Origin of the sequence: Bifidobacterium hominis (assembly GCF_040095915.1) — a bacterium.
GTDB classification, from domain to species: Bacteria; Actinomycetota; Actinomycetes; order Actinomycetales; family Bifidobacteriaceae; genus Bifidobacterium; species Bifidobacterium hominis.
The window spans coordinates 67,500-79,355 of the sequence record NZ_JBBMFR010000001.1 but is presented as its reverse complement, the minus strand read 5'-3'; the positions used below and the strand labels follow the sequence as shown (position 1 = coordinate 79,355).

Genomic DNA, 11,856 nt, shown 5'->3' with positions numbered 1-11,856 from the left:
CCGAAAAACAACAGCCTTCGGCACATTTTGATCGATTGTTCTGCTTCCTTTTTCTTTCCTGCATCTGGTGTCCGGCAGGGACTGGCAGATAAATTTTTTAGACTAAGACAAGATTGTCGCGGTGAACTAGGGGGTGGGCGTATTCTTCGCCGAGAAAACGCTTGAGCTGGGCGGTATTACGGCCGAGCATTTGCGGGATCTCTTCGGAGTCGAATCCTACGAGGCCTTTTGCGAGATGCTCTCCCGCTTCATTGTCGATCCATACCGCGTCTCCGGCGGCGAAATTGCCCTTCACTTCGAGCACTCCGGCTGCGAGCAGACTGGCCGCTCCCCCACGCACCGCGTTGGATGCGCCCGCGTCGGCCACCAGAGTACCTTGCGGGTGGGCCGCGAAGCCAATCCATAGGCGGCGCGAAGAGCCACGGTCGTTGATTGGTGCGAATGCGGTGCCGACCGGGTCTCCCATCATGGCCGGGCCTGCGTTCGACGCGCAGGTGAGCACTGCGGGAATGCCGGAAACTGCCGCCACGCGGGCTGCTTCCATTTTGGTGACCATGCCGCCGGTGCCCACATTTGATCCTGTGCCGCCGACCTGCACGTTGGCGAGCGCGTCTTCCACGTTCGGTACGTAGCTGATGCGTTTCGATCCGGGTTCGCTTGGGGGTGCCGTGTAGAGTGCGTCCACGTCGGTGAGGAGTACGAGGGCGTCGGCGACAACGATGTTGGCGATCAATGCGGAGAGGCGGTCGTTGTCTCCGAATCGGATTTCGTTGGATGCGAGCGAGTCGTTTTCGTTGATGATTGGCACCGCGCCCAGGTCGAGCAGTCTTTCGAGAGTGCGTCGTACGTTGCGGTATTGTTGTGGCGCGATGGTGTCGGATACGGTGATGAGGATCTGCCCGACGCGCAGTCCGTAGCGCGCGAAGGCGTTTTCGTATTGTGCCATGAGCAGGCCTTGGCCTACGGCCGCGCATGCCTGCTGGTCAGCCACATCGGTTGGTCGCGCTTCAAAGCCAAGGGGGCCGAATCCGGCTGCAATGGCGCCGGAGGAGACGAGCACCACGCGCCCGCCCATGAGTCGTACGCGTGCGATGGCCGCCACGAGCGCGTTGAGCCGTTCCGGATCGAGGTGGCCGCTTGGCTTGGTCAGCGAGCTGGATCCCACTTTCACCACGATGGTTTGCGCTTCGGCGATGGCTCGGCGCACTTGGGCTTGCGATGGCGTGTTCATGGTTCCTCCAGGCGTTCGAATGGCCGAAAAGAAAACCCGCTGATATGCCGATCGGCACATCAGCGGGCGTATTGCTGCTTCTATTGTTCCACGTTTTCGGATTCGGTGGTTTCGCCGCGTCCGAAGAGGCTGGTTTCGTCGTGTCGGTCGTCATCCACGGAAGGATCGGCCCAGTGTCCGGCCTTGCGCTCGGCCATCATGGCTTCGCGCACGGCCTGGCGTGCGTCCATCATTTCGTGGTATTGGCGGCGGCGTTCCGCGTTGGTGCGGCGCTGAGAACGGCCGTCCTGTTCCTGCAGTCGCAGGTCGACTCCTCGTGCGCCAAGCTGGGCGCCGTCGAGCATTTCCGCACCTGCCGCAATGGTCGGATCCCAATCAAATTCCACGGCTCGCGCACCCTTGCCGATGCGTACTTCGTCACCCGGCTTGGCGCCCTTGTTGCGCAGTTCGTCTTCAACGCCGAGCTTGGCGAGGCGGTCTGCCAAGTAGCCGACCGCTTCGTCGTTGTCGAAGTTGGTTTGCATGACCCAACGTTCCGGCTTGGTGCCAAGCACTTCATACCAGACGTCGCCGTTGCCGGCTTCCTTGCGTTCCACGGTGAAGTCAAGCGCGGTGCCGCCTTCGTCGTTGCGACGGCGACGATTGCGAGGCTCTTCAAGCGGCTTGATGACCACACGCGCCTCTTCTTCGGCCTGTTCGCGTTTGGCGACTTCCTTGCGCATGTCGGAGACCATGGCTGCCAACGCCCAGTTGAGTTCTTTCAAACCTTCATGGGATGCAGTGGAGATGACATACACGTTGAGGCCGAGTTTTTCGAATTCCGGTTTGACGAATTCAGCCAATTCCTTGGCTTCCGGCATATCGACCTTGTTGAGGATGATGATGCGGGGGCGTTCGGGGATTGGGATCGCGCCCAATGGCAGTTCCAGCTTGTCTGCATATTCGGCCAGTTCGTGTTCGAGCGCCTTGTAGTCGCTCATCGGATCACGGTCGGGTTCCAGCGTGGCACAGTCGATTACGTGGGCGATGATTTCGGTGCGTTCGATGTGGCGCAGGAATTCAAGGCCGAGGCCTTTGCCTTGCGAGGCTCCCGGAATCAAGCCTGGCACGTCGGCGATGGTGTAACGCATGTCTCCCGCCATGACCACGCCAAGATTCGGCACGAGTGTGGTGAACGGGTAGTCGGCGATTTTCGGCTTGGCGGAGCTCATGGCGGCGATCAGACTGGATTTGCCTGCGGACGGGAAGCCCACCAAAGCCACGTCGGCGATGGATTTGAGTTCGAGGATGACATCTCGTTCCTCACCCGGCTCACCCAAGAGCGCGAAGCCTGGAGCACGACGTGTGCGGTTGGCCAGTGCGGCGTTGCCAAGGCCGCCGTTGCCGCCGGCCGCCACTACGAACTTGTCTCCGGCGTGGCGCAGATCGGCGAGCTGTTCGCCCGGATGCTTGGGCTTGCCTTGCGGCCCTTTGGCTTCGAAAATCACGGTGCCCACGGGAACTGGCAGAATCAGATCGGCACCTTTGGAACCGTCTTTGGTATCTCCCAAGCCCATGGTGCCGCTTCCAGCCTCACGGTGGGGCATGAAACGGTAATCGAGCAGGCTGTTGGCGTTCTGGTCGGCCATGAAGATCACGGAACCACCGTCACCGCCGTTGCCGCCGTTCGGGCCTGCCAACGGCTTGTATTTTTCTCTACGGATGCCGGCGGAACCGTTGCCGCCGTCGCCGCCCTTCACATGGACGGTCACGCGATCGACGAAATCACTCATGTATCTACCTTAATCGTTTGTTCGAAACGGTCCGATTTATTGTCCGTTCGCAAGTCTGCATGCATGTTCTGCATGCAACGTTACGTGACGTTTGGGACGGACTGGAGGAAAACAATCCTCAGCGATCATCAAAATAAAGAAAAGCCGCGTCCACAACGGGCGCGGCTTTATCTTATAAGCGTTGATTGCGCGTATCTCAGGCGGCGATCACGTCGACGACCTTGCGGTCACGACGAACGCCGAACTGCACGCTGCCGTCCTTGAGGGCGAACAGGGTGTGGTCCTTGCCCATGCCGACGTTCTCGCCCGGGTGGAACTTAGTGCCACGCTGACGAACGATGATGTTGCCGGCCACGACAGCTTCGCCGCCGAACTTCTTCACACCGAGGTATTGCGCGTTTGAATCGCGACCGTTGCGCGAGCTGGACGCGCCCTTCTTATGTGCCATGTCTGTTCCTTTCGGTCCTTGACTCTAACCCTGCGTCAATCAGGCGATAGCCGTGATCTTGACAGCGGTCAGCTGCTGGCGATGGCCCTTGCGACGAGCAACGCCGGTCTTGTTCTTATACTTCATGATGCTGATCTTCGGACCCTTGGCCTCATCGTTGACAACCTCAGCCTTGACGCTGACGTTGGCGAGATCCTTGGCGCCGAGGACAACCTTGGAGCCGTCCACAACGAGAGCAACCGGGAATTCCACGGTTTCGCCCTTCTTAGCCTCGAGACGGTTGACGTAGATGACGTCACCGACCTCAACCTTTTCCTGATGGCCGCCGGCCTTCACAATCGCGTACATATCCGTTCCTTTATTAACTTGGAAAGCTTACTGCCCGGCACGTTCGAGCCTCGCGGCCAGACACCAGCAATCTAATCTACACATACCCGCGTACAACCGCAAGTCTGTTCCCGGCGTGTCAGGTTGACAGACCGGAATAATCATTTATTCTTCTATATCTCCTCGCCCAGTTCCGCATTGTTGGCTGCTACAGCCGCCGCCGCGATCTGCGCGAGTTTGGCCTTCACGTCCGGCGAGGAGCCTTTCGGCACCTGCACGTCCGTGCCGTGACCATGCTTGTTGGTTTTGACGAACGGGTCACCGCCCTTCAGGGCGTACGGATCGTCATAATCCGCGGACACGGTTGGCTCGTCGTGAAGAATGAATCCGCGACCCTTGCAGGTCGGGCATTCCTCGGAGAAGGCCTCCACCAAGCCCTGTCCGATGCGCTTTCGCGTCATCTGCACCAGGCCAAGCGAGGTGACTTCGGCCACCTGATGCTTGGTACGGTCGCGGGCCAGGCATTCCACCAGTCTGCGCAACACCAGATCACGGTTGGCCGGCATGACCATGTCGACGAAGTCGATCATCACCATACCGCCGATGTCACGCAGGCGCAGCTGACGTGCGATCTCTTCGGAAGCTTCGAGGTTGCAACGGGTCACCGTCTCCTCAAGGCTCTTGCCGCGGCCGATGAAACGGCCGGTGTTCACATCGATGGTGGTCATGGCTTCGGTGCGGTCGATCACGATCGAGCCGCCCGACGGCAGGTAGACCTGACGTTCCATGCCCTTGCGCAGCTGGGAGTCGATCTGCCACTTGTCGAACACGTCTTTGCCTTCATGTTCGGCCGGATCCCACTTTTCAAGCTTGTCTTTCAAGTCGGGAGCCATGGTGTCGAGGTATTCCTCGATACGGCCGTACACGCGCTCACCTTCAACAATCATCTTGGAGAAGTCATCGTTGAAGATGTCTCGCACCACGCGGATCGCCACGTCCGGTTCGCCTTGCAGCAGCTTCGGACGCTTGCCATGCAGGAATTCGTCACGCTTGGCGGTGATGCGTTCCCACTGGCGCACCAAGCTTTCGAGATCCTTGGTGATCGCCTCTTCGGAAGCGCCTTCTGCAGCGGTACGAATGATCACGCCCATGTCTTTCGGAGCTACCTTCGACACGATGTTCTTGAGGCGGGAACGCTCGCGCTCGCTAAGCTTGCGGCTCACGCCCGTCATGCCACCGGACGGCACGAGCACCAGGAAACGGCCCGCGAGAGTCACCTGCGAGGTCAGTCGTGCGCCCTTGTGCCCAATCGGATCCTTGGTGACCTGCACAAGCACAGGGTCTCCCGACTTGAACGCGAGTTCGATGCGGCGAGGCTGGCCTTCCAAACGTGCGGAATCCCAGTTCACCTCGCCCGCATACAGCACGCCGTTACGAGCCTGACCGATGTCGACGAACGCGGCCTCCATGCTCGGCAACACGTTCTGCACGCGGCCAAGATAGATGTTGCCCACGGTGGCGACTTCCTGAATGTCGGACACGTAATGTTCGACAAGCACATTGTCTTCGATCACGGAGATCTGCGTGTGGCGTTCGCGCTCGCGCACCACCATCAGACGGTCCACATGCTCGCGGCGAGCCAGGAAATCCTGTTCCATGAGCTGGCTTTGGCGGCTACGTTCGCGGCGATTGTCACGGCGACGCTGCTTCTTGGCCTCAAGTCGGGTCGAACCCTCGACATCGGTAATCTCGTCGATGTACTGCTGCTTACGGGAACGGCGTACGAGCGGCTCCTCCTGCTCCTCGGTCTTCGCGCCGCCACGGCGACGGCGACGGCGACGGGTCACCGTGCCCTCTTCCTCGTCATCCTCCTCACGGCGACGGCGAGACTCACCTTCGACGTTCTCCTGCTGCTGTTCGTCAGCTTCCTCACGATTGCCACGACCACGACGGCGACGACGGGTGCGCGTCGGCTGCTCGTCATCATCATCGTCACCACGATTGCCACGTGTTTCGTCGTCGATAGGCGCGTACGTGATATCGTCGAGGATCAAATCCTCTTCAATCTGCTCGACCTCGGCCGCAGCCCGACGTTCCTGCGCGTTCAAACGACGGGAACGACGGGACTTGCGAGATCCGCCTTCCTCATCGTTTTCCGCATCATCATTACGATTGTCACGATCGTTGCGTTCACTGCGATTGCCTTCGGAACGCTCTTCGTCGGCAACGTCACGATTACGACGGCGACGGCGACGGGTCGGACGGTCCTCATCCTGCGCATCGTCATGATCCCGCATATTGCGATCATTGCGAGATTCACGGGAATCGTCACGATCGTCATCGGACCCGTCACGAGAATCCGCAGCAGACGGCAAAACCGGCTCCTGGAACAGCAGCGACATCATCGGACGCGGATTATGACGGACCTCATGGCCTTCCGGCAACATATCGACCGCATCAAGCGCACGTTCTTCATACGATTCCTCATCGCGGGAATCATCGACGGCACTGCGACGGCGACGACGAGGCATCTCGCCATACTCATCCGCATCTTCAACGGAACGACGGCGACGACGAGGACGATCCTCATCACGCTCATCCTCGACCTGCACCGCGCGGCGGCGACGAGTATGTGTCGACTGCTCATCGGCAATCTCACGAACATCATCGTCGAACTGGGCCGAACGACGACGGCGACGAGACGGGCGAGACACGACATCGGAATCGCCATCATCACTGGAAACAGCGTCGTCGCCAACACCATGCACAGGCTGCGCAACCGGTAACTTCGGCTCTTCGAACAGCGGGGTCGCGGCATGCTCCTCGACCTTCAATTCCAAAGACGCGCCGGCAGCTCCAACCCCACGCACCACACGACGACCGCCACGACGGCGACGCGGCGCAGAATCGGACTGGGACGATTCGAATTTCACAACATTCACGGCATGCTCAGGCGATGCCGCGGCTTCGACCTGATCGAAGCCCTCATTGATATCAGGCACAATGACTCCTCGACGGCACGCTGCAATCGCGCCGTCCATGCTTAGGCCTCATACGGTTCTCACACCACGCTCTCACCGTGGCCGCGCATCATGGCGCCCGTAGGAAGCAACTTCCGTCAAAAGTCTTCATCATGCGACGGCGGACACCGGCGCTCGCGGGCACACATGAATTTCACGCGAGGGGATCAACGCCATCGGATGCATTGGTGATTTGCAGAACCACCGTCTATAAGTATGGCACAAAAAATAACGGAACATGACATGACGGGAAATTTTCCGACTCCCACGTTCCCCGTCCGCAAATCCCAGTCCTCGTCTGCACAAGTCACAATCTGCACCTGCGCAACCTGCATTTCCCGTCTGCACAAGTCACAATCAGGCCTTATTCCCGACTTGTGCAGACACGGGACGAGACTTGCGCAGACAGCAAATGCAGAAATCTGATTATCTCTGATTATTTCAATCCAAAGCAAGCAAAATCAGCAAGTCAAGCAGACAGCCGTCAGTCACGAAACGGCTACTTTAGCCAGTCTTCAAGCAGATTGGTCATCAACAGCAAATCCGATTCCGGCAGCTGCTCGTCGTGCTTGTGTGCCAGCAACGGACTGCCCGCGCCTAGATTCACTGCGGGAATGCCCAGCATCGAGAATCGCGCCACATCCGTCCAGCCAAGCTTGGCCAGAGGCTCACGCCCAGTGCGCTCGCGCACCAATTCCACCAGCGACTGCGCGAGCGGCGACGTCAGCCCCGGGCGCGCGGAAGGCGACTCGTCCTTCATTTCAATGCCGAAGCCTTCGAACACGCCGCCCGTGGCAACATGCTCGCCGTTGCCCAATTCCGCACCGGCATCCGCGCCAATCATCAGCGCCTTCGCCTCAGCCAGTGATTTGTCCGGTGCGAAACGGTAGTTGACGTGCACGCGGCATTCGTCGGGGATCACATTCGTGCCTTTGCCGCCTGAAATCAGCGTGGCATTTAGCCCCTCCTGGTACGCGAGGCCATCCACTTCGATCGCACGATTCTCATACGCGTTCAGCCGGTTCAGAATCTCTGCGGCCGCATGAATGGCGTTCCTGCCCATCCACGCGCGTGCCGAATGTGCCGCAATGCCGTGCGTGATCACGTCGAAACGCATCGTGCCATTGCAACCGCCCTCAATACCGCAATCGGTCGGCTCGCCAATAATCGCAAAATCGCCGGAAATCCAATCAGGATGCGCCTCAACCACCTTACGCAGGCCGTTCTGTTCGGCAGCAACCTCTTCGTGATCGTAGAACACGTATGTCAGATCGTATTCCGCATCCGTCAATGTGGCCGCCAAATAGAGCATCACCGCGTCGGAACCCTTCATATCGGTGGCGCCACGCCCCCATATCACGCGCTCATGCTCATGGCCGTCGGCAACATCCTCGCGAATCAGCGGATCACCTGGTTCCAGCCATCGCGGCGGAAAATTGTCGATCACCGGCACCGTGTCGAGATGCCCGGCGAGAATCACGCGGCGTTCACGTCCGAAATTCGTGGACGCAACCAGCGTATCGCCATGCCTGCGCACTGTCAGATGCTGCTGTTTGTTCAGAAACACTTCGACGGCATCGGTCAGAGGGCCTTCGTCGTCGCTCACGGAATAGGAGCCCATGATCTGTTCCATCAGCCCGTTCAGCTGCTCCTGCCTGGTGGCGGAAGCGGAAAATCCAATCTCAAGTTCGTTCATACCGTCCATTATCCAGCACCACCGGAACCGACATCGCCGTTCAACAACGCTTTTGAGACGGGTCGGATGTTATCCATATGCATGGTGCAACACTGGATAGCGGCCAAACCAACGGCCGAGAGCGAAAGGAAGATTGTCATGCTGGGTCTGTTAAGCGCATTGGAAGGCTTCTGCGTCATTGGCATCGTCATCGGCACCGGTTACGTGGCCGCGCGCATGCGCATAGGCGGACCTACCGCGCAGATGGTACTCAACAGGTTCAGCTTTTTCGTATCGAGCCCGTGCCTGATGTTCGCCATCCTGTCCAAGGAGAGAATCTTCGAGATATTCCACTCCTCCATTGTCGTGGCGTTCTTCTCGGCCGTGCTGGTCGGATTGGTGTTTCTGATCCTCAATAGGCTGTTCTTCCATCTGAAGGCGGCGGATGCCACCATCGGCGCGTTGAATTCGCTGTATCTGAACTCCAACAACATCGGTCTGCCGATCGCCACATACATTCTGGGCAATCCCGCTTTGGTCGCGCCGATTCTGGTCATGCAACAGGCGGTGTTCACACCGATCGGCCTGACCGTGCTCGATGTGACCACCAAAGGCAAGGTCTCCACGAGGGAGATTCTGAAGCAGCCGCTGCATCAGCCGCTGCTTATCGGTTCGCTGCTGGGCATCGCCGTATCCGCGATTTCCGCAAAAGCCGGTCATTTCGTGGTGCCGGACTGTATTTACGATCCGATCGACATGATCGGCGATTCCGCAGTGCCAATGATTCTGATGGCATTCGGCATGTCGTTGCACGGCACGAAGCCGCTGCAGGACAAGTCGAACATTCCCGCGGTGTTCACGGTAGCGGCGTTGAAGAACATCGTGATGCCAATCATCGCGTTCCTGCTGTCGTATTTCGTGATGGGCTTCCGCGGCGCCACATTGTACGCGTGCGTGGTGCTCGCCGCCCTGCCGACCGGGCAGAACGTCTATAACTACGCGGCGCGGTACAACGTGGGTCTCTCGTTCGCACGCGACGGCATTCTCTTCTCGACACTGACCTCACCGATCTTCATCGCAATCATCGCGGTGCTGCTCGGCTGACCTCGCCAGTCCTTGCCGCGGTATCCACGACCGCCGCGGCGAGGCCATCAATCGTCCGTACGGTAGCCGGCATGACCGAGCTCGTGCGCCGCATGATTCGCGGCACACCCTCCGAGCACCATCAGCGCATAACACAAGCCGATTCCCGCGGCCAACGTAAGCAACGAAGCCGGATTGAGCAACGACGTTGCCAGAATCGGAAACAGCAACAACACCGAGCACCCCAACGAAACGGCCATCACCGTGTTGAGCGGGGTGATCACTTCCATCATGCGTGCCTTGTCGAGCGTCGCCTCATCCGTGCCTTCCAACGCAAGCATGCGGTACTCGTCGGCCTGGTCGTAGACGTTGCCCGTCTGCATCACGCCGGAACTGACGGCGGCGAGCACCGCGGCAAAGGCGAGCGTCAGGAAACCACCCATCGCTATATCGCGCATGTACAGCATAGATGGGTCGAACGGGTCGTGGTTGCCTCCGATTCCGGTGGCGAGCAATCCGCACACCGACGTCATCCCCGCGATGAACACAGCGAGCGCCACACCGGACACGTTGCGCCAAGCACGCTTGGGATTGTCGAGGATACGGCGCATGGCAATCATAGTGGCCGCGTCCTTCGGGTGTTTCGCACGCGATCTGGCGCGCATCGCCACCACCCAGGTACCGACGACGTTCACCATGGCGAAGCCGAGGAAGAAGACGCCGAAGATGATGGCGTAGACCACCATCTGACCCAAGTGCGCGAATGCGGAGATGCTGTTGAGCAGCAGGTAGCCTACGGCCAACACGGCAAGAAAAATCAGTGCGCGCCATGCGGACGGCATGGGTTGTCCGGTACGTTGCATCACGCCAAGCGGGGTGATGGACACGCGGCGTAGGGCGACCAGCGCGGAGACCAAGGCAAGCAGCGTGACTCCGACGGTCACAGCCGCCAGGGCAGGCAGTCCCACCCACAACTGTTCGAAGGTGAAATGCTGGTTTTGGAAGTCGAGCAGCATGATCGCCGGTATCAGCGCGAAGTAGCCGGCCATGCCAACCAGCGCGCCAAGCAGAGCCTGGCCACCCGCATCGAGCGCGGTGAGTTTCGTGACCTGCGCGGTGGTGGCGCCCGCAAGTCGCAGTGCGGCGAGACGTGCGTCCCTGCGGGAGGCCGCGAGACGGGCCGCCGAGCCGGCGAGCGCCACGAACGGCACGATGAGTAGCAGACTGGCGAATGCGGCGAGCATCACATAGCCGTCGGAATAGGTGTTCATGACGGCTGTGGCCTGGTCGGCCGTCCAATGGCCGTCGCCGACCGTGGCAACGAGCTTGTCGGCGTGCGCCAGGGCTTTGGACCATGTTTCGTATGTACCGGGCGCGCACTTGTTGGAATCGATCATGCAACCGAACGTGTGGTCGGCGGAGGCCCGCCAGATGAAGCCATGCAGGCCTCCGAGCACGGTTAGGAAGACGGCGGTGGCGGATGCGAAGGCAACGATGGCCAGCGCAGAGGTGCGGCCGGATGTGCCGCGGGTGCCGGAGCGGTGGAACAATCGCCATAATCGGAACATGTTCATCGTGCGCCTCCGGCGGTAGGCTGGGATTGCTGCGGCGAGCTCAGCCTGCCGTCACGCAGGGTAACGGTGGCATCGCAGAATGCGGCCACGTTCGAATCGTGCGTCACCACGACCACGGCCGCGCCGGTCTGTTGTGCGGTCCGCATGAGAATGCTCATGATTTCGTGGCCGGTGGCCTGGTCGAGCGCGCCGGTCGGTTCATCGGCGAAGATGACTGCCGGCTGCGCGGCGAGCGCACGTGCGATGGCGATGCGCTGCATCTGGCCGCCGCTCATTTCGCCGGGACGTTGTTGCGCGAGCTGGCGCAATCCCAATCGTTCCAGCCATAGCATGGCCGTGTCGGTGGCCTGCTGGTAGCTTGCGCCGCCCAGCATCATCGGCAACGCGATGTTTTCGATGGCCGGCAGTTCCGGCAGCAGCTGTCCGGATTGGAAGACGAAACCGAAGGCGCTGCGGCGCAGTTTGGTACGGTCAGCGTCGCTCAGCCGCGCCAGGTTGGCACCGCGAAACATCACATTGCCGGCTGTCGGGGTGATGATGCCGGCGAGTGCGTGCAGTAACGTCGATTTGCCGGAACCGGACGGTCCCATGACCGCGATGCTTTCGCCTGCCTGGATGCCGAAATCCACGTGATTGAGCGCCAGCATGTGTGTGGCGTTTGGTGTCGCCTGTTGGGTCGAATAATCCATGACCAGATCGGTCGCCTGAAGTATGTGTTCCATGTTT

General features: G+C 60.0%; 8 protein-coding genes and 1 pseudogene. 1 reads left to right on the top strand and 8 read right to left on the bottom strand.

Annotated elements, in window-relative coordinates:
• Positions 1-97: 97 nt before the first annotated feature.
• From proB to dapE, 6 genes are all read right to left on the bottom strand, one after another.
• Entirely contained in the window at positions 98-1,231 is a 1,134-nt protein-coding gene (gene proB / locus WMO36_RS00360) for a glutamate 5-kinase (RefSeq protein ID WP_144170929.1), read from the bottom strand.
• Positions 1,232-1,311: 80 nt separating this feature from the next.
• Complete coding sequence (gene obgE / locus WMO36_RS00355; RefSeq protein ID WP_099571016.1) at positions 1,312-3,003, bottom strand: GTPase ObgE; 1,692 nt, start codon at positions 3,001-3,003, stop codon at positions 1,312-1,314.
• Between the two features lie 196 nt (positions 3,004-3,199).
• Positions 3,200-3,451 (bottom strand): 50S ribosomal protein L27, encoded by a 252-nt coding sequence (gene rpmA, locus WMO36_RS00350; RefSeq protein ID WP_099571017.1) that lies wholly within the window; start codon positions 3,449-3,451, stop codon positions 3,200-3,202.
• A gap of 39 nt (positions 3,452-3,490) precedes the next feature.
• On the bottom strand, positions 3,491-3,799 hold the full coding sequence (gene rplU, locus WMO36_RS00345) for a 50S ribosomal protein L21 (RefSeq protein WP_003836136.1): 309 nt from the start codon (positions 3,797-3,799) through the stop codon (positions 3,491-3,493).
• Between the two features lie 152 nt (positions 3,800-3,951).
• The gene (locus WMO36_RS00340; RefSeq protein WP_427277593.1) at positions 3,952-6,819 is read right to left on the bottom strand and encodes an Rne/Rng family ribonuclease; all 2,868 of its coding nucleotides are present in this window, start codon (positions 6,817-6,819) and stop codon (positions 3,952-3,954) included.
• 478 nt (positions 6,820-7,297) lie between these two features.
• The gene (gene dapE / locus WMO36_RS00335) at positions 7,298-8,494 is read right to left on the bottom strand and encodes a succinyl-diaminopimelate desuccinylase (RefSeq protein ID WP_435374308.1); all 1,197 of its coding nucleotides are present in this window, start codon (positions 8,492-8,494) and stop codon (positions 7,298-7,300) included.
• 138 nt (positions 8,495-8,632) lie between these two features.
• On the opposite strand from dapE, the gene WMO36_RS00330 reads away from it, so the two are divergent.
• Positions 8,633-9,577 (top strand): AEC family transporter, encoded by a 945-nt coding sequence (locus tag WMO36_RS00330; protein ID WP_065437693.1) that lies wholly within the window; start codon positions 8,633-8,635, stop codon positions 9,575-9,577.
• A 47-nt stretch (positions 9,578-9,624) separates the two neighbouring features.
• Here the strand turns inward: WMO36_RS00330 and WMO36_RS00325 are convergent, their stop codons facing one another.
• On the bottom strand, positions 9,625-11,130 hold the full coding sequence (locus tag WMO36_RS00325) for an ABC transporter permease family protein (protein WP_271724501.1): 1,506 nt from the start codon (positions 11,128-11,130) through the stop codon (positions 9,625-9,627).
• Positions 11,130-11,819: pseudogene (locus WMO36_RS00320) on the bottom strand (ABC transporter ATP-binding protein); the annotation flags it as partial. The gene WMO36_RS00325 and the pseudogene WMO36_RS00320, both read right to left, overlap by 1 nt.
• Positions 11,820-11,856: the final 37 nt, after the last annotated feature.